The organism is Agarivorans sp., from assembly GCF_050295395.1.
Taxonomy (GTDB): domain Bacteria; phylum Pseudomonadota; class Gammaproteobacteria; order Enterobacterales; family Celerinatantimonadaceae; genus Agarivorans.
In genome coordinates this window covers 1-17,835 of record NZ_JBNKPP010000243.1, presented here as the reverse complement: position 1 = coordinate 17,835, position 17,835 = coordinate 1, and the positions used below count along the sequence as shown (strand labels likewise).

The window sequence follows — 17,835 nt, the reverse complement described above, 5'->3', positions numbered from 1 at the left end:
CAATGTAATGCTCTTTTGACCCGATAAATCTGAGGTTTCCATCGTGCCAGACATGAAACTCTTCGCCGGTAACGCCACGCCAGAACTTGCCCAGCGTATTGCTGACCGCCTATATACCACCCTTGGTGATATTTCAGTAGGTAGATTCAGCGATGGCGAAATTAGTGTACAAATCAACGAAAACGTTCGTGGTGGAGACATCTTTGTTGTCCAATCCACTTGTGCGCCAACTAATGATAATGTCATGGAACTTATCGTTATGGTTGATGCTCTACGTCGTGCCTCTGCGGGTCGTATTACTGCGGTAATCCCCTACTTTGGTTATGCGCGTCAAGACCGTCGTCCTCGTAGTGCTCGGGTGCCTATCACCGCTAAAGTTGTCGCCGACTTCTTATCTAGCGTTGGTGTAGACCGCGTGCTAACCGTTGACCTACACGCTGAACAAATTCAAGGTTTCTTCGATGTTCCAGTAGACAATGCCTTTGGTAGTCCAGTACTACTACAAGACATGTTGGACAAAAACCTAGAATCTCCAGTCGTAGTTTCACCAGATATTGGTGGTGTGGTTCGTGCTCGTGCAGTAGCTAAAATGCTTAACGACAGCGATTTAGCCATTATCGACAAACGTCGCCCTCGCGCTAACGTTGCTCAAGTAATGAATATTATTGGTGACGTTGATGGCCGTGACTGCATCATGGTTGATGACATGATCGATACCGGCGGTACTTTGTGTCAAGCTGCTGCAGCGCTAAAAGCTAAAGGCGCAAAACGTGTATTTGCTTACGCTACTCACCCTGTATTCTCAGGCAATGCGGCCAGCAACATCACTGAATCAGCACTAGACGAAGTGATTATTACCGACTCTATTCCACTAAGCGAAGAAATGAGCAAAGTAGAGAAAGTTCGCCAACTTTCTTTAGCTCCGATGTTGGCTGAAGCGATTCGTCGCGTGAGCAACGAAGAGTCAATCTCTGCGATGTTCTAAAGTTGGCCTTGCCAGCCACTTAAAACAGCGTTTTAAGTGCATCAGTAAATAGAGCTAAACATAAAAGCGAACCATTAGGTTCGCTTTTCTATTAGTGAGTTTTCGATATCGTTTGCGGGACCACACTTTAACCCTCATGCTTTAAACGACGCCCCTTAAAATCACAACACCATCCATTGACGTTAAAAAAATACATATGAGTAACAAAGTGCTTTATTATGCAATTTAATTAAAGTGACTTAAATTTTAAGCAATAAAACTTCCGTTGAGTAACACCGCAAGTTTGTAGCTAAATAGAGCAGATATGCTAAGCATCCCACTACCCTTTATTGCCGCCTTTTTATTGTTTCTCATCATCGTTGTATTGAGATTTAAAGAGCCCCACCTTTGGAAAAAACCTACAGCGTTTATCATACTTTGCATTGTGACCATGATAGTTGTGGGGTTGCGGTGGACAACAGACTTTCCTTTTCTGCGAGCGCTTCAACCTATATTAGGAGCATGCTTACCCGTTGCTGCTTGGCTATCTTTTTCTGAAGCGCACAAACCCGGTTCGCATTCATTTGTGCACTGGCTAGGACCTTTAATCGTTGCACTCTGCTCATTCAGTTACCCCCATTTATGGCCAGCTATTATTGATTATTTAATTCCATTACTCTCACTGGGTTATGGATTAGTCTTAATAAAATCGTCATTCGCCCTCGCAGAGGGGGTTCCTTTACATAAGCTCAGTCAGGTATCACTAGCAGAAAAAGCAGCCGGTATCTTATTAATTATTTCGGCATTAATAGATAGCTCGATATCTTATGATTTTTTTATGTTTGGTGGTGAGCACGCACATCTAATACTGTCGGTCAGCTACCTTATACTCATCCCGGCCATTGCCGTAATGGTCGCCTATGTTGGTATCTGTTCGCCACTAGAATCACAGCCCGCTAAAACAGAAAATAGCACTTTGCTGAAAGACGAGAGAGAATCAATACAGCTCGGTCAACGAAAACCGCCAACTCTCGATGCGGACGAAATTTCATCCATTACCACTCAATTTGAAAGATTCATGCGAGAAACAGAAGCTTTTAAAGATGCCAGCCTGACACTGAATAAAATAGCGAGAAAGCTGGGAATTCCGACCAGAAAGATTTCATTCGCGGTAAATCAAAAATACGGCAAAAATATATCCAAATTAATTAATGCCTATCGAATTAATCATGCCCAGCAGTTGTTGATTAACAGCGATATGACGATTACCGATGTGTATCTAAGTTCCGGTTTTCAGACCAAATCAAATTTTCACCGAGAGTTTTCAAGAATCACTGGACTAACGCCTAGTGAGTTTCGTCTACGCCATTTAGATAAAATGGCTTAGACGAAAAAGTGTTAATCGATAAATTGTAAAATATCAGAGAAAATCTGCTGATGAAGGGTCTCGCGACTCGTGTTTTCGCCATCGATACACACAACACTATCTCCTGCCGTCTCCTGCTCAAGCAGAGCCGCTGCACCGGGTTTGCAAAGCTGCATAAAGCTAAAGTGAGCTGCGTTTTCGTATACTTTGTATCGTCTTGATAATAATGGTAAGTGTTCGGCTAAATAGCCCGACTCTCTCGCTTGGGGTAAATCACCAATATCTACCCCGGCAGCAAGAATAAGAACAGGGGTATCAACATCGTTTAAACTTACAGGCAAGAAGCTTCTAGCCAAGCCAAGGTCCAGACTCACCACTCTTGTGATACGTGGATCATCTAGTGTTTCAGATTTATGCGTATTTTGCCAAGCCTCACTTAGTCCCAGTTCATCAGCTAAGCCACAAACACGTGGATTAGGGTACTTCACACACTGTTGCTTAAAGACTTCTTGGTCAAATTTAGCCCCCACAAGTTGCAAAGCAGTCCATCCCCCTAATGAATGCCCTATCACTGTAATATCTTCATGATTAATCCGAGAACGCCATTGCCGAGCACTGAATAAATAATCGAGCACCTTTGAAATATCCTTTACTCTGAGCCACCATTTGGCAGCCTGAATCGGATTATGATCTAGGGTTGTCGTGCCAGGGTGATTAGGTGCGGCAACAATATAGCCTGTGCGAGCAAGCTTGGACGCAAGCCAGTTTAGATTTCGCCAGCTTCCTCGATATCCATGGGAAAGCATAACGACAGGGGCAGATGTGATATCAATCCTCGCGTTTCTGATCACCTTAGTCCCCTCAAATGCCGCATTATCTGCAATATTTGATATCGGGCCATTGTCATTTGTTGGATACCATATCGCCGTAGGCAAAGGACGACTTTGATCTATGGTAATGGTAACTTGCTGAAAACCGATATTCTGCGCAAAAACATGATGAGAAGAAAATAGAAATAAAATAGTAATTAAAACAGATGATTTACAGCTCATGCTTAACTCCATTACGTGGTTGCTTGTGTTGGAGCCAGAATAGGTAAAATTGTTGTATTTAGAGTCCTAAAACAAGATCTAGGACATACTCAATCAGGATATAGTACTCACGATATAAGCCAAACACCTCAAAAGACGCTTTAACTACCTGAAGCAGCATAAAAATAATAGCTGTGCTGCCAACATTTACACCGGCGGGAGTCAGCAACCACAGCCGAACACCAAATCCAAACACAACTATTAAGCATTGTTATTCAGCCTCTACCTCTATATTAAACAAGCCCCTCATTACTGAAGCGAAACAAGAGCTAAGCGAAATTAGCATGCTTTTTTATTGGCTTTCAAAAACGTCAATGGTAGAATGCCGCGCCTTTTGAATTGCGCTGTGGTTATTTTAGCCAAGCAGCATAATCAATAAGGTACTGGTTAGGATTTGGTCGCGAAATCTTAGCCTCATTCTTTTATTTGGAGAAATACAAATGTCTAACATTACCATTGACGCTGAATTGCGTTCAGACCTAGGGAAAGGTGCGAGCCGCCGCCTACGTCACGCAGAAAAAGTTCCTGCTATCGTTTACGGTGCTGGTGAAGCCCCTGTTTCAATCACTCTAGAGCAACGTCACGTACTTAAAGCTCAAGAAACTGAAGCATTCTACTCAAGCATTATTACTTTGAATATTGCTGGTAAAGCAGTAGACGTATTAGTAAAAGACATGCAGCGTCATGCTTACAAGCCACGTGTTCAACACATTGACTTCCAACGTGTTGATAACTCTCACGCTATTACTAAATCTGTACCTCTTCACTTCTTAAACGAAGACAAAGCGGAAGCAGTTAAAAATGGCGGTAAAGTACACCACTTGGCGACTGAGATCGAAGTTAGCTGTTTAGCTAAAGATCTACCTGAATTCGTTGAAGTAGACGTAGCTAAGCTAGAGCTTGGTGCATCTCTACACATTTCTGACATCGTTCTTCCTGCTGGCGTTAGCTCTGTTGAGTTAGCTAAAGGCGAAGCACACGACCAAGCTGTAGTATCTATTACTGCTCCTAAAGGTGCTGCTGAAGACGATTCTGCTGAAGAAGAAGCTGCTGCAGAATAGTGTCAAACGATATTCGTTTACTCGTGGGCCTGGGAAATCCAGGCCCCGAATATGCCGCTACCCGCCACAATGCAGGTGCATGGTTAGTCACTCAGCTAGCTAGCAACCATCACGTTCAATTAAAGCCCGATAGTAAACACTTTGGACTAACCGGCCAAATTCAAATGGCAGGCCAAGAATTGCGTTTATTAATCCCCACTACTTATATGAATCTCAGCGGAAAAGCTGTAGCTTCATTGGCCAAATTCTACCGTATTGAGTTAGAACAAATCATGGTTGCCCATGATGAGCTTGATTTACCGCCGGGGGTTGCCCGTTTTAAAAAAGGCGGTGGGCATGGTGGACACAACGGGCTGCGCGATATTATTAGTAAATTTGGTAACAGCAAAGATTTCCATCGTTTGCGAATAGGTATTGGCCATCCCGGACATAAAGACCGCGTATCAGGCTATGTTTTGGGTAAAGCACCTAAAACCGACCAACTACTAATAGATGACGCCATTGATGAAGCGGTACGCTGTACCGATGTTTTGCTTAAAGACGGTTTAAGCAAAGCAATGAATCGATTACATAGTTACAAAGCGGGCTAAGCCCCTTAAACACAGATAGGTATTATTATGGGATTTAAATGTGGCATCGTAGGTTTGCCAAACGTAGGCAAGTCGACCCTATTTAACGCTCTGACTCAAGCCGGCATTGAAGCTGCAAACTTTCCATTTTGTACTATTGAGCCCAATACAGGCGTAGTGCCAGTACCTGATGAGCGCTTAGATGCCCTCGCCGAGATTGTAAATCCGCAGCGCGTACTACCTACCACTATGGAGTTTGTAGATATTGCTGGCTTAGTGGCTGGCGCGTCTAAAGGTGAAGGCTTGGGTAACAAGTTTTTGGCCAATATCCGAGAAACCGACGCCATTGGTCATGTGGTTCGCTGTTTTGAAAATGACAACATCGTGCATGTTGCCGGCAAAGTAGATCCAGCCAACGATATAGACACCATCAATACTGAGTTGGCCTTAGCCGATTTAGATAGCTGTGAAAAAGCCCAGATCCGCGTGGCTAAAAAAGCCAAGGGTGGCGATAAAGACGCAAAATTCGAGTTAGAAGTATTAGCCAAGGTGCAAGCTCACCTAGAGGCTGACCACATGCTACGCAGTTTAGACCTAAGCAAGGAAGAAAAAGCCGCCATTGCTTACATGAACTTTTTAACAGCGAAGCCCACCATGTACATTGCTAACGTCAATGATGATGGTTTTGAGAACAACCCCTACTTAGATATCGTAAATGAAATTGCTGCGGCAGAAAACGCGGTGGTAGTAGCGGTTTGTGCCGAAATTGAAGGTGAAATTGCCGAATTAGACGCCGAAGAAAAAGCCGAGTTTATGGAAGAAATGGGCTTAGAAGAGCCTGGCCTAAACCGCGTTATTCGTGCAGGTTATGAACTATTAAACCTACAAACTTACTTTACCGCAGGGGTAAAAGAAGTTCGCGCTTGGACCATTCCAGTTGGCGCCACCGGGCCACAAGCCGCAGGTAAAATCCACACCGACTTTGAGAAAGGTTATATTCGCGCCGAAGTGGTGGGCTACGATGACTACATCCAATACCGAGGTGAAACTGGCGCTAAAGGTGCCGGTAAATGGCGCCAAGAAGGTAAAACTTATGTGGTGAACGATGGTGATGTGATTCACTTCTTGTTCAACGTATAAGATCATCTGAGAGCCAACCTTCGGGTTGGCTTTTTTGTAGCCAATTAAACACAGCTAAAGCACTTTTTCTTCGCTGCACCGGCGATAAACCTAGCCAACTATTCAAATTCCCCTTCTCATTTTCCCCAAACCGCTACTTTTTCAGGCCACAAACTCGCTTACAAAAGCAACAACTTTTAGCTTAAACATCGACATTGGACAGAAAGCGAACAGCCAAATTGAACAAACTAACAGCATCACGTACACAAACTGCGCAAACAAACTTTTTTGCGGATTTTTGACAAAAAAACGGTTGACGCTGTTGGGTCTCATCAGCATAATACGCCCCGTTCTCGACACAAAGCGTCGGAAACACAAGGCTATGTAGCTCAGCTGGTTAGAGCACAGCACTCATAATGCTGGGGTCGCAGGTTCAAGTCCCGCCATAGCCACCATTATTGTATACTACTAAAGTTACAATAAGAAATTTGCGGAAGTGGCGGAATTGGTAGACGCGCTAGATTTAGGTTCTAGTATCGCAAGGTGTGAGAGTTCAAGTCTCTCCTTCCGCACCATTCTTCTTAACAGAAGAAGCCATAGAGTAAGACCCTGCAGGGATATCGCCAAGCGGTAAGGCAGCGGCTTTTGATGCCGCCATTCGTTGGTTCAAATCCAGCTATCCCTGCCATTTTCGAAGGCTTGAGTTTAAAACTTGAGTTAGCAACAGGAACCAAAGTTCATTGTTGCCAGTCTAAGTGAAAGCTTAGAGTCGCGAAACAAGTTTTCGCAACAAAGTTTCTGCAGGGATATCGCCAAGCGGTAAGGCAGCGGCTTTTGATGCCGCCATTCGTTGGTTCAAATCCAGCTATCCCTGCCACTTTTATTGTGGCTAGTGATAACACTAGGCGACAGTAAATATTTAGGGCTTTATGCCCAGGTAAGACAGTAGTACTATGTCGAAGACTAGCAACTGCTTCCACTGCCGATAAGTTTGTAGGTTCGTGAGAATGTACAGATGGCTATGTAGCTCAGCTGGTTAGAGCACAGCACTCATAATGCTGGGGTCGCAGGTTCAAGTCCCGCCATAGCCACCATTAGTTTTACAGTAATTTCGTGCGGAAGTGGCGGAATTGGTAGACGCGCTAGATTTAGGTTCTAGTATCGTAAGGTGTGAGAGTTCAAGTCTCTCCTTCCGCACCATTCTTCTTTCAGAAGAATCCAATTCAAAAAGTTTTGTAGGGATATCGCCAAGCGGTAAGGCAGCGGCTTTTGATGCCGCCATTCGTTGGTTCAAATCCAGCTATCCCTGCCACCTTAGAAGGCCTGCTTTTTAGCAGGCCTTTTTCTATATCTAGACGCAAGAAAACAAAAAGCCGCATCAGCGAGCTTTTGAGTGCTGCATTATTGCAGCTCTCCCAGTGCGTATTTGAGCGTCCAATCTTTTACCGGCCCACAACTGGCTAAGCCTTTAATCGCTAACTTACGTAAACCCGCTAAAGGCGCGAAGGAATTAGAAAACAACAGATAAAACACATCCATGCCAGTTTGCATGGCTAAGTTATCGGGCTTGCGCCTTACTTCAAATCGGCGCAATGCTTGCTCTAAACGCTCAAAGCCGCAAGTTTCAAGCTGCTCCAGCAAACACCTCACGTCGCGATACCCAAGATTAACGCCCTGCCCCGCTAAAGGATTAATGGTATGCGCGGCATCACCTATAACTACGGCACTGTGCTTGAGATAGCGATTAACATGACGCCGTGTAAGTGGGAAACTGGCACTGGATAGGATCTCTATATCCCCCGGCAAGGGCGGAAACTCGGCTTCAATGCGTTGTTTTAGTTGGGCAGGGCTCAGTTGTTTTAGCTTGCTAACAGTGTCTTTGCTGTCGTACCAGATTAAAGCCGCATGTTGCCCAGCCAACGGCAGCAGGGCCCGCGGGCCGCTGGGATAAAATTGTTGCCAAGTGGCAGTTTGCTGTGGCGCAGCTAACTTTACATTGATCGCAAAGCAGTCATGACGATAATCCCAAGCACTGATACCCAAACCCAATTGCTGGCGCATCGAAGAATTAGCCCCATCGGCCACAACCATTAAACGCGCCTCTATCTGCTGCTCGTCTAACAGCAGTTGTACGCCTTGCGCATCGTTTTTCAGTAATTGAGTTTGGCTGACAATTCTGCGCACCACGCCCGCCTGCTGATTAGCCTGCCATAAACCTAGCTGAATCAGACGGTTTTCCACCATAAAGCCTAGCTGCGGTAAATCCAGCTGAGCGGCATCAAAAATTAATTTATCTTGAGGATCTTCCCACACCTGTAACTGCCGATAGGGGCACAAGCGCATCGCCTCAATCGCTGGCCAGGCCTGTAAATCTGTTAATAAGTTAACACTGCTTTGACTGATCGCACTTACTCGTAAGTCTATCGGCTGGCTGGCATCATAAGCGGCGGGTTGCTGACTTTCTAGCATCAATACCGAGCGCCCCTGCAAAGCTAAACCTTGGGCGCAGGCCGCACCTATCATGCCTCCACCAATCACCACTACATCAAATTTTTCCATGCTGATTCAATTCATTGTTACCGTTTTGTGCAGTTTAACCCGAAGCCAATCATGCTGGCGAATCTTGTGCTAATTATTTGCGGCCAAAATCAACTGGATGTTTTTTGCTCTTTTTCCACCAAACCCGCCGATTGTTACTAGTCAGACCTACGATAAACCAGTAAAATACGCGTCCTTTTTTAACGATGTAATTAATGAGTAAAACGATGGGAAATAAGCTGCATATCAAAACTTGGGGCTGCCAAATGAACGAGTACGACTCCTCGAAAATGGCCGACCTTCTCGATGCGACCCATGGTTTTCAGCTAACCGAGGAAGCTGAAGAAGCTGACGTATTGTTATTGAATACCTGTTCTATTCGCGAAAAAGCCCAAGAGAAGGTATTCCATCAGTTAGGTCGCTGGAAAACACTCAAACAAAAGAACCCTAAATTGGTAATTGGGGTTGGCGGCTGTGTGGCATCTCAAGAAGGTAAAGCCATTCGTGAGCGCGCGCCCTACGTTGATATTGTATTTGGTCCACAGACTTTGCACCGCTTACCTGAAATGATTAAGCAAGTGAAAGGCGGCGACAAGGCAGTGGTTGACGTCAGCTTCCCTGAAATCGAGAAATTCGACCGCCTACCAGAACCTCGCGCCGAAGGTGCCACGGCTTTCGTTTCAATTATGGAAGGCTGCAGCAAATACTGTACCTTCTGTGTAGTGCCTTATACACGTGGCGAAGAAGTGAGTCGTCCGCTTGATGACGTATTATATGAAATCGCTTCTTTGGCAGAACAAGGGGTGCGTGAAGTTAACCTACTAGGGCAAAATGTAAACGCCTACCGCGGTTTAACTCACGACGGCAACATTTGTAGCTTTGCCGAGCTACTGCGCTACGTGGCCAGCATTAACGGTATCGACCGGATCCGCTTTACTACCAGCCATCCCATCGAATTTACCGACGACATCATCGAGGTATACGCCGATACGCCTGAGCTAGTGAGCTTTTTACACTTACCTGTACAAAGTGGTGCCGACCGAATCCTTAACTTGATGAAGCGTGGCCATACTGCCATCGAGTATAAATCTATCATCCGTAAGTTACGCAAAGCTCGCCCTGACATTGAGATTAGTTCCGACTTCATTGTCGGCTACCCCGGTGAAACCGAGCAAGACTTTGCCGATACCATGAAGCTTATCGAGCAAGTGAATTTTGATATGAGCTTTAGCTTTGTTTACAGCGCCCGTCCGGGTACACCAGCAGCCGATTTGCCCGATGATGTAAGCGAAGAGCAAAAGAAACAACGTTTATACATTCTGCAAGAGCGGATTAACCAGCAAGCCATGCAGGTAAGTCGTCGTATGCTCGACACTGAACAACGTATCTTAGTAGAAGGTCCGTCGAAGAAAAATCCAATGGAGCTACGCGGTAGAACCGAAAATAACCGCGTCGTTAACTTTGAAGGCGGCCACGAGCTTATCGGTCAATTTGTAGATGTTAAAATCGTTGATGTATTTGCGCACTCATTACGTGGTGACTTGGTGCGCACCGAACAACAAATGCAGTTGCGTAATGAAGTGGCCCCTGCCACTATTATCGACAAAACAGATGGGCAAGCTGACCACTTAGGCGTGGCGAGCTTTACGCCCTAGTCGTATCTAACCCTTTTAAGGAGTGAGGCTGGCTCACTGTAGCCAGCCCCTAAAATACAATTTGAGTAATAAAATCAATTCTATTGAAATTCATTTAGAACCTGCTTCTAGTCCTCGCCTAGCCCAGCTATGTGGCCCCTTTGACGACAATTTAAAACAGTTAGAACGCCGTTTAGGGGTAGAAATCAGCTACCGTAACAACCACTTTCAAATCACCGGCCGCCATGGCATGTGCTTAATCGCCGGTAGCATCTTGCGCTCACTGTACGTAGAAACCGCGCCGATAAAAGGCGGAGCGATTCCTGAACTGAGTCCAGAAAGCGTACACTTGGCCATTCAAGAAAGTCATGTACTAGAGCAAGACGAAGAGACACCACAACACTACGGCAAAGAGCTTACGATTAAGACTAAGCGCGGTGTCATTAAACCTCGTACACCGAATCAAGCCGCTTATATTGGCAACATGCTAGGCCACGACGTCACCTTTGGTATTGGCCCAGCGGGTACCGGTAAAACTTATTTAGCCGTGGCTTGTGCGGTAGATGCACTAGAGCGCCAAGAAGTTCGCCGTATTTTGCTCACCCGTCCGGCGGTAGAAGCCGGCGAAAAACTGGGCTTTTTGCCCGGCGATTTAAGCCAAAAGGTCGACCCTTACTTGCGCCCACTTTACGATGCCCTCTTCGAAATGCTCGGTTTTGAGAAAGTTGAGCGTTTAATGGAGCGCAACGTGATTGAAGTAGCGCCACTCGCCTACATGCGCGGCCGTACCCTAAACGATGCCTACATCATCTTGGATGAAAGCCAAAATACCACTGTAGAACAAATGAAAATGTTCTTAACCCGCATTGGCTTCAATTCTCGCGCAGTGATTACCGGTGACATCACCCAAATTGACTTACCACGCCATCAAAAATCTGGCCTGCGCCACGCCATCGAAGTATTAAGTGAAGTGCCTGCATTAAGCTTTAACTTCTTTCAAGCGGCCGATGTGGTGCGCCACCCGGTAGTAGCGGCCATTGTGCAAGCCTACGAACAACAAGACGAGCGCGATCGAATTGCCGAAGAGCAGCAAAAGCTACGCCGCGAGGCCGCTCAACAGCAAAAACAGAACAGTGAGGATTAAACATGGCAATTGTTGACTTACAAATTGCCACTGGCGATCAACAAAATCTACCCACAATTAGCGCCTTTGAAGCCTGGCTGCACGCCACCTTAGTTGAGCAAGACCGAGACACAGAAATCACGGTTCGGATTGTGGATGAAGCAGAAAGCCAAGCGCTTAACCTACAATACCGCGGCAAAGACAAACCCACCAATGTATTGTCGTTTCCCTTTCAAGCGCCTCCCGGGGTCGATATTCCACTATTAGGCGATCTGGTTATTTGTCGCCAAGTGGTTGAAAGAGAAGCGGCTGAGCAGGGAAAAGCTGTTTTTGATCATTGGGCTCACATGGTTGTACATGGTAGTCTTCATCTGCTAGGTTATGATCACATCGATGAACAAGAAGCTGAAGAAATGGAAGCACTTGAAATCGCGGTATTAACCAAATTGGGTATAGCTAACCCTTACTAATATATTCAAACATTAACTAGGTAAAAAGAAAGACTATGAGCGACGATAACCCTCACTCGAGCAACGGCTCCGCTAAGAAGAGTTGGATAGCAAAAATTATCCAGTTAGTACAAGGGGAGCCGAAAAGCAAAGAGGAATTGGTAGAAGTAATTCAAGATGCCAATCAACGAGAACTAATCGATCAGAACACCCGAGAGATGATTGAGGGTGTGCTTGATGTATCAAGCCAACGAGTACGGGACATCATGATCCCTCGCTCGCAAATGGTGACCTTAGATGTCAACCTCACCATTGCCGACATTTTACCTACCCTAACCGAAGCTCGTCACTCACGCTTTCCGGTTATTCATGAAGACAAAGACCATATCGAAGGCATTTTATTAGCCAAAGATTTGCTTAAATACGCCTTCACCGAAGAGGCCTCTACCACGCCATTAAGCGAAGTGATTCGCCCAGCGGTAGTCGTGCCAGAAAGTAAGCGCATCGACAAACTACTGAAAGAGTTTCGCAGCGAACGCTACCACATGGCCATTGTGGTGGATGAGTTTGGTGGTGTATCTGGCTTGGTAACCATTGAAGATATCCTAGAGATTATTGTTGGCGACATCGAAGACGAGTTTGCCAATGAACAAGATCTGCAAGACGATATTCGCCGCATTAACGATAAAACCTTTGCAGTGAATGCCCTTACCGACATTGAAGATTTTAACCGTTTTTTTGCCAGTAATTTTAGCGACGAAGAAGTTGATACCATTGGTGGCCTAGTGACCCACGCCTTTGGCCATTTGCCAGTGCGCGATGAACATATCGAAATCGATGGTTTTCACTTTAAAGTCCGTACCGCTGACCGACGCCGCTTAGTTCAGCTGCAAGTCAGCATTCCCGAAGACAAGGCTTTAGACTTAAACATTCAAGAGTAAAAATGGCACTCACTTTAACTCCGCGGCTACGCTTGCTAGCCGCTTTTATTAGTGGCCTGAGTGCCCCTTTAGCCTTTGCTCCTTATGGCATTTGGCCGCTAATGCCGCTGTCTATTCTTGCCCTACTCTGGTTACTCAAACCTAAGCAAGCCGGTTTTAAACTCGGCTTCTGCTACGGTTTAGGCTGGTTTGGTTACGGTATTCACTGGGTACACGTAAGCATGGCCGAATTTGGCGGCTTACCGCTATGGGTCAGTATCAGTTTAATGGCCTTGCTCAGCGGCTACCTCTCCCTATATCCAGCCCTAGCTTGTTGGCTAGCCAACAAATGGCAAGCTAAAAGGGGCTTTCGCTTTTATCTACTTTGGTTTCCCGCCTGTTGGTTATTCAGTGAATGGTTACGCAGTTGGGTACTGACTGGCTTCCCATGGTTACAACCCGGTTATAGTCAAATTAACTCGCCACTGGCGAGCATCGCCCCACTACTTGGCGTTTATGGCGTCACTTGGTTGGTGCTACTGGTTGCCGGAGCTGGGCTATTAGTGTTTCGTAGCCAAGCCTCCAAAATACGCGGACTGGCAGGCTTATTGCTGCTTTCCCCCTTTATTTTGGGCAGCCTGTTCAGCCAGCATAGTTGGACCGTCACCCAAGCCCCTGTTAATGTAGCGCTGGTACAAGGCAATGTGCCGCTCGACATAAAATGGCTACCGCAAAATCGTGCCGCCAGTCTCAAACTCTACCAACAACAAACGCTAGCCCTTGATGACGCCGACATCGTCGTTTGGCCAGAATCCGCCATTGCCGCCTTGGAGTATGAAGTCATCGACTTTCTGCATCAAATGGACACGCAACTGTTGAGAAAGCAACAAGCCCTAGTCGCTGGCGTAATCGCCCATAACCTGCAAACCAACCAATACTACAATGCGCTAGTGGCGCTAGGTCAGCAGTCGTCAGAAGCGGGAGCCAGCGCCAGCTATTACTATGAAAACCCTAACCGCTATTACAAAAACCATCTGTTACCAATAGGTGAGTTTGTTCCCTTTGAAGACCTGTTACGCCCCTTGGCACCCTATTTTAACTTGCCTATGTCTTCTTTCGCCCGAGGCAGCGCGCAACAAAACAATTTACAGCTAAAGGGACACCACTGGCTGGCCGCCATATGCTACGAAATTGCCTTTGGCGAATTATTACGCCCACAAGTGACAGAAGACACCGACACCATTGTTACGGTAAGTAACGATGCTTGGTTTGGCACCTCTATTGGTCCTCAGCAGCATCTAGAGATTGCGCAAATGCGCGCCCTTGAATTTGGCCGCCCTGTGGTGCGCGCCACCAATACCGGGGTAACCGCCTTCATTGACCGCTTTGGCCAAATAGAGCAACGTGCGCCAGAGTACCAAAAGCTTACACTGAGCGCAGCCATTACCCCAGCCATCGGATTTACCCCTTACCAACGCTTAGGTTTGTGGCCTATAGCCATCATTATTCTCATCGGCTTTGGCTGCGCGTTGTGGGCTAGATTTAGCCGAACTACTCGAAACTATCGCTAATTGGGTGACGATAAAAGCGTTTACTTTTACATTCTGAGCAGGGCTCGATGATCGTTGGATGCCAGAGTGCGGTTTTATTACCGCATTCGGCGCATTCAAGGGTGCCTAAACCTATCAGTTCGCCACTTTGATAGACCCCCTGATGCTGTAGGTCGCCAATCAGTTCGTGCCATTCCAGCTGGCTCTGGTCACTTAATTTGGCCAGCCAATACCAAATACTCTCTTTTAACGCCATCATTGAGGGGCTTTCTTCGTAGGCCCGCTGATAATCATTGCGCCAATCACTCAAGTCGCGGCGCACATAATTAGCAATCAACTGCCATTCATCTTTACTTAAGTCGCTGGCTGCTTGCAGGTACTCCTTGGTGGTATCGATCATTTTAGACAGTTCTTCTTGGCTCACTTCGCCACTTTCTTGGAGCCGCTTCTCTAAATCTTCAACAAACTCTTGATAGGCTTTTAATCGCTTCGGCATACATCCTCCACCGCTATATTGGTATTACCCTATTAAGCATAGTCGTTTTGTTTTCAGGCAAATGTGCGCTAGCTATTGTTGTCAGCAGGCGGACTCGGTATCCTATGCGGATCGAGTATGGTAGTCGTATGCTACTAAGTCCAAATTTGGTTCATTCTGGAAGATTCCATCAATGCAAGAGCAATACAATCCGCGTGATATTGAAACCAAAGTGCAACAGCACTGGGAACAAGCGCAAACCTTTAAAGTCGTTGAGCAGCCGGGTAAAGAAAAATTTTACTGCCTATCTATGTTCCCCTACCCAAGCGGACGTTTACACATGGGCCACGTGCGCAATTACACCATTGGTGATGTGGTATCGCGCTATCAACGCATGTTGGGTAAGAATGTAATGCAACCAATGGGCTGGGACGCTTTCGGCCTGCCTGCAGAAAATGCCGCTATCAACAACAAAACAGCCCCGGCAAAATGGACTTACGAAAATATTGAATACATGAAAACTCAGCTAAAACAGCTGGGTTTTGGCTACGACTGGGACCGCGAGCTAGCCACGTGTAAGCCTGATTACTACCGTTGGGAACAATGGTTCTTTACCAAGCTGTATGAAAAAGGTTTGGTCTACAAAAAAATGTCCACGGTTAACTGGGATCCAGTAGACCAAACCGTATTAGCTAACGAACAGGTAATCGATGGCCGCGGCTGGCGCTCTGGCGCGCTAGTTGAGCAAAAAGACATCCCACAGTGGTTTATTAAAATCACCGATTACGCGCAAGAGCTACTTGATGACTTAGACCAATTAGACGATTGGCCAGAGCAAGTAAAAACCATGCAGCGCAACTGGATTGGTCGCTCTGAAGGCGTAGAAATGCAATTTGGTTTAGAGAATAGTGATCAGCAATTCTCTATCTACACCACCCGTCCTGACACCGTTATGGGTGTCACTTACGTGGGTGTAGCGGCACAACATCCATTGGCTTTAGAAGCGGCAAAAACTAACCCAGAGTTGGCAGCCTTCATCGAAGAATGCAAAAACAACAAAGTCGCCGAAGCCGACATGGCGACCATGGAGAAAAAGGGCATGGCCACCGGCCTTAATGCCGTTCACCCTCTTACTGGTAAACTGGTTCCGATTTGGGTCGCCAACTTCGTATTGATGGGTTATGGCTCGGGCGCGGTTATGGCAGTTCCTGCCCATGACCAACGAGACTACGAGTTTGCTAAAGCCTATGGCTTAGACATTATTGGTGTTATCAAACCCAGTGAAGGTGAGTTAGACCTGTCTGAGCAAGCCTACGTAGAAAAAGGCGTATTGTTTAACTCTGGCGAGTTTGACGGCCTTGAGTTTCAAGCCGCCTTTGACGCAGTTGCCGATAAACTCGTCGCCCTGGGCAAAGGTAATAAGCAAGTTAACTTCCGCCTACGAGATTGGGGAGTCAGCCGCCAACGTTATTGGGGCGCGCCAATCCCCATGCTAAATCTAGAAAACGGTGAAGTGGTTCCGGTACCAGAAGACCAATTACCGGTGATTCTTCCTGAAGACGTGGTTATGAATGGCGTAACCTCACCGATTAAAGCCGATCCAGAATGGGCAAAAACCGAATATCAAGGCCAAACCGCCTTCCATGAGACAGATACTTTCGATACCTTCATGGAATCTAGCTGGTACTACGCTCGTTACTGTAGCGCGAATAACGACCAAATGATGCTGGATCCAGAGCAAGCCAACTACTGGCTGCCTGTAGATCAATATATTGGTGGTATTGAACACGCCATCTTGCACTTGTTGTACGCCCGCTTCTTCCACAAGCTGCTACGAGATACAGGCTTGGTTGAGTCCGACGAACCATTCAAGCGTTTGTTGACCCAAGGCATGGTATTAGCTGACGCCTTCTACTATGAAGATGAGAAAGGCGGCAAGGTATGGGTTTCACCAGTTGATGCTATCACCGAAAAAGATGACAAAGGCCGAATTACCAGTGCCAAAACCGCCACTGGCCAAGAGTTGGTTTATGCAGGCATGAGCAAAATGTCAAAGTCGAAAAACAACGGCATTGACCCGCAAGTGATGGTAGATAAATACGGTGCCGATACGGTGCGTTTATTCATGATGTTTGCAGCCCCTGCCGAACAAACTCTTGAATGGCAAGACAGTGCGGTTGAAGGTTCGTTGCGCTTCTTACGTCGTGTATGGAAGTTCAGCTTCGACCACATCAACGCTGGTGAAGCCGCCGAGCTTGACCCAGCAGCGCTGGATACAACAGCTAAAGACTTGCGCCGTGACGTGCACAAAACCATCGCAAAAGTGAGCGATGATATTGGTCGCCGCCAAACCTTTAATACGGCGATTGCAGCTATCATGGAATTGATGAACAAGCTCAGCAAAGCCGACCAGCAAGATGCCAATATACGCGCGGTAACCCGCGAAGCAATTAACGCCATCGTGCTGATGCTGTCACCCATCACTCCACATATTTGTGCCGAGTTATGGCAACAACTGGGCCATCAAGATGATATTAATACTGTGGCTTGGCCAGAAGCTGATGAAAAAGCCATGGTAGAAGACAGCAAACTGATTGTGGTGCAAGTAAATGGTAAGCTAAGAGCCAAACTCACCGTGGCCGCCGACGCTCAGCAAGACAGCGTGCAAGCCTTAGCCATGGAAGACCCTAACGTCAGCAAATTTGTTGACGGGAAAACCATTAGAAAAGTCATTTACGTGGCGGGCAAGCTGCTCAATATTGTCGCGAACTAACCCATACGGCGGGGTTATCCCCGCCGTTTTTAATACGAGATAGCATGATTTCAACACTCTACCGTTATGGCTTGGTATTACTTAGCCTGCTATTACTTAGCGCTTGTGGTTTCGCCCCTCGCGGAAGTTATCTACTGGACGAAAAACTGCAGCAAATCTATATCTCCTCTAGTGACGAATTCAGCCCCTTAGTTCGCGAGTTA

Annotated in this window: 14 protein-coding genes and 7 tRNA genes; 18 read left to right on the top strand and 3 right to left on the bottom strand. The window is 46.5% G+C overall.

All coding sequences use genetic code 11. The features are described from left to right. Window positions 1-43 precede the first annotated feature (43 nt). The gene (locus ACQY6Q_RS14275; protein ID WP_427982360.1) at window positions 44-985 is read left to right on the top strand and encodes a ribose-phosphate pyrophosphokinase; all 942 of its coding nucleotides are present in this window, start codon (window positions 44-46) and stop codon (window positions 983-985) included. Between the two features lie 304 nt (window positions 986-1,289). Continuing rightward, window positions 1,290-2,351 (top strand): helix-turn-helix domain-containing protein, encoded by a 1,062-nt coding sequence (locus ACQY6Q_RS14270; protein WP_427982359.1) that lies wholly within the window; start codon window positions 1,290-1,292, stop codon window positions 2,349-2,351. Between the two features lie 11 nt (window positions 2,352-2,362). On the opposite strand, the gene ACQY6Q_RS14265 is transcribed toward ACQY6Q_RS14270, so the two are convergent. After that, window positions 2,363-3,382 carry an alpha/beta hydrolase family protein gene (locus ACQY6Q_RS14265; RefSeq protein WP_427982357.1) on the bottom strand — a complete coding sequence of 340 codons (1,020 nt, stop codon included), beginning with the start codon at window positions 3,380-3,382 and terminating at the stop codon, window positions 2,363-2,365. A gap of 479 nt (window positions 3,383-3,861) precedes the next feature. Between ACQY6Q_RS14265 and ACQY6Q_RS14260 the strand changes: the two genes are divergently transcribed. The 10 genes from ACQY6Q_RS14260 (at window position 3,862) to ACQY6Q_RS14215 (ending at window position 7,482) form a co-directional block, all read left to right on the top strand. Next, a complete protein-coding gene (locus tag ACQY6Q_RS14260) occupies window positions 3,862-4,482 on the top strand; it encodes a 50S ribosomal protein L25/general stress protein Ctc (RefSeq protein WP_427982356.1) in 621 nt (206 codons plus the stop codon). After that, window positions 4,482-5,072, top strand: a complete 591-nt coding sequence (gene pth / locus ACQY6Q_RS14255; protein WP_427982355.1) for an aminoacyl-tRNA hydrolase — start codon at window positions 4,482-4,484, stop codon at window positions 5,070-5,072. The genes ACQY6Q_RS14260 and pth overlap by 1 nt, the downstream gene beginning before the upstream one ends. Window positions 5,073-5,099: 27 nt before the next feature. Beyond that, entirely contained in the window at window positions 5,100-6,191 is a 1,092-nt protein-coding gene (gene ychF / locus ACQY6Q_RS14250) for a redox-regulated ATPase YchF (protein WP_055732283.1), read from the top strand. A gap of 357 nt (window positions 6,192-6,548) precedes the next feature. Further along, window positions 6,549-6,625 (top strand) — tRNA-Met (locus ACQY6Q_RS14245). A 35-nt stretch (window positions 6,626-6,660) separates the two neighbouring features. Further along, window positions 6,661-6,745, top strand: a tRNA-Leu gene (locus ACQY6Q_RS14240). Between the two features lie 38 nt (window positions 6,746-6,783). After that, window positions 6,784-6,858, top strand: a tRNA-Gln gene (locus ACQY6Q_RS14235). Between the two features lie 114 nt (window positions 6,859-6,972). Next, window positions 6,973-7,047: transfer RNA gene (locus ACQY6Q_RS14230), tRNA-Gln, on the top strand. Between the two features lie 140 nt (window positions 7,048-7,187). Beyond that, window positions 7,188-7,264: transfer RNA gene (locus ACQY6Q_RS14225), tRNA-Met, on the top strand. Between the two features lie 21 nt (window positions 7,265-7,285). After that, window positions 7,286-7,370, top strand: a tRNA-Leu gene (locus tag ACQY6Q_RS14220). A gap of 37 nt (window positions 7,371-7,407) precedes the next feature. After that, window positions 7,408-7,482 (top strand) — tRNA-Gln (locus ACQY6Q_RS14215). A gap of 89 nt (window positions 7,483-7,571) precedes the next feature. On the opposite strand, the gene ACQY6Q_RS14210 is transcribed toward ACQY6Q_RS14215, so the two are convergent. Beyond that, window positions 7,572-8,729, bottom strand: a complete 1,158-nt coding sequence (locus ACQY6Q_RS14210) for an FAD-dependent oxidoreductase (protein WP_427982354.1) — start codon at window positions 8,727-8,729, stop codon at window positions 7,572-7,574. Between the two features lie 206 nt (window positions 8,730-8,935). Here ACQY6Q_RS14210 and miaB point away from each other — a divergent pair, with 206 nt between their 5' ends. From miaB to lnt, 5 genes are all read left to right on the top strand, one after another. After that, window positions 8,936-10,363, top strand: a complete 1,428-nt coding sequence (miaB, locus tag ACQY6Q_RS14205) for a tRNA (N6-isopentenyl adenosine(37)-C2)-methylthiotransferase MiaB (protein ID WP_427982373.1) — start codon at window positions 8,936-8,938, stop codon at window positions 10,361-10,363. Between the two features lie 61 nt (window positions 10,364-10,424). After that, complete coding sequence (locus tag ACQY6Q_RS14200) at window positions 10,425-11,486, top strand: PhoH family protein (RefSeq protein ID WP_427982353.1); 1,062 nt, start codon at window positions 10,425-10,427, stop codon at window positions 11,484-11,486. A 2-nt stretch (window positions 11,487-11,488) separates the two neighbouring features. Then, window positions 11,489-11,935 carry an rRNA maturation RNase YbeY gene (ybeY, locus tag ACQY6Q_RS14195; protein WP_427982352.1) on the top strand — a complete coding sequence of 149 codons (447 nt, stop codon included), beginning with the start codon at window positions 11,489-11,491 and terminating at the stop codon, window positions 11,933-11,935. 35 nt (window positions 11,936-11,970) lie between these two features. Next, the gene (corC, locus tag ACQY6Q_RS14190; RefSeq protein WP_427982351.1) at window positions 11,971-12,855 is read left to right on the top strand and encodes a CNNM family magnesium/cobalt transport protein CorC; all 885 of its coding nucleotides are present in this window, start codon (window positions 11,971-11,973) and stop codon (window positions 12,853-12,855) included. 2 nt (window positions 12,856-12,857) lie between these two features. Beyond that, a complete protein-coding gene (gene lnt / locus ACQY6Q_RS14185) occupies window positions 12,858-14,405 on the top strand; it encodes an apolipoprotein N-acyltransferase (RefSeq protein ID WP_427982350.1) in 1,548 nt (515 codons plus the stop codon). On the opposite strand, the gene ACQY6Q_RS14180 is transcribed toward lnt, so the two are convergent. Next, complete coding sequence (locus ACQY6Q_RS14180; RefSeq protein ID WP_427982349.1) at window positions 14,386-14,880, bottom strand: zinc ribbon-containing protein; 495 nt, start codon at window positions 14,878-14,880, stop codon at window positions 14,386-14,388. The genes lnt and ACQY6Q_RS14180 overlap by 20 nt on opposite strands. Window positions 14,881-15,052: 172 nt before the next feature. Between ACQY6Q_RS14180 and leuS the strand changes: the two genes are divergently transcribed. Then, entirely contained in the window at window positions 15,053-17,632 is a 2,580-nt protein-coding gene (leuS, locus tag ACQY6Q_RS14175; RefSeq protein ID WP_427982348.1) for a leucine--tRNA ligase, read from the top strand. Window positions 17,633-17,835: the final 203 nt, after the last annotated feature.

What these genes read in the sequence shown, in the direction of transcription:
- ACQY6Q_RS14270 (WP_427982359.1), top strand. Translation starts at nt 1,290, where the DNA reads ATGCTAAGCATCCCACTACCCTTTATTGCCGCCTTTTTATTGTTTCTC.
- ACQY6Q_RS14265 (WP_427982357.1), bottom strand. Translation starts at nt 3,382, where the DNA reads ATGAGCTGTAAATCATCTGTTTTAATTACTATTTTATTTCTATTTTCT.
- ACQY6Q_RS14260 (WP_427982356.1), top strand. Translation starts at nt 3,862, where the DNA reads ATGTCTAACATTACCATTGACGCTGAATTGCGTTCAGACCTAGGGAAA.
- ychF (WP_055732283.1), top strand. Translation starts at nt 5,100, where the DNA reads ATGGGATTTAAATGTGGCATCGTAGGTTTGCCAAACGTAGGCAAGTCG.
- ACQY6Q_RS14210 (WP_427982354.1), bottom strand. Translation starts at nt 8,729, where the DNA reads ATGGAAAAATTTGATGTAGTGGTGATTGGTGGAGGCATGATAGGTGCG.
- miaB (WP_427982373.1), top strand. Translation starts at nt 8,936, where the DNA reads ATGGGAAATAAGCTGCATATCAAAACTTGGGGCTGCCAAATGAACGAG.
- ybeY (WP_427982352.1), top strand. Translation starts at nt 11,489, where the DNA reads ATGGCAATTGTTGACTTACAAATTGCCACTGGCGATCAACAAAATCTA.
- corC (WP_427982351.1), top strand. Translation starts at nt 11,971, where the DNA reads ATGAGCGACGATAACCCTCACTCGAGCAACGGCTCCGCTAAGAAGAGT.
- lnt (WP_427982350.1), top strand. Translation starts at nt 12,858, where the DNA reads ATGGCACTCACTTTAACTCCGCGGCTACGCTTGCTAGCCGCTTTTATT.
- ACQY6Q_RS14180 (WP_427982349.1), bottom strand. Translation starts at nt 14,880, where the DNA reads ATGCCGAAGCGATTAAAAGCCTATCAAGAGTTTGTTGAAGATTTAGAG.
- leuS (WP_427982348.1), top strand. Translation starts at nt 15,053, where the DNA reads ATGCAAGAGCAATACAATCCGCGTGATATTGAAACCAAAGTGCAACAG.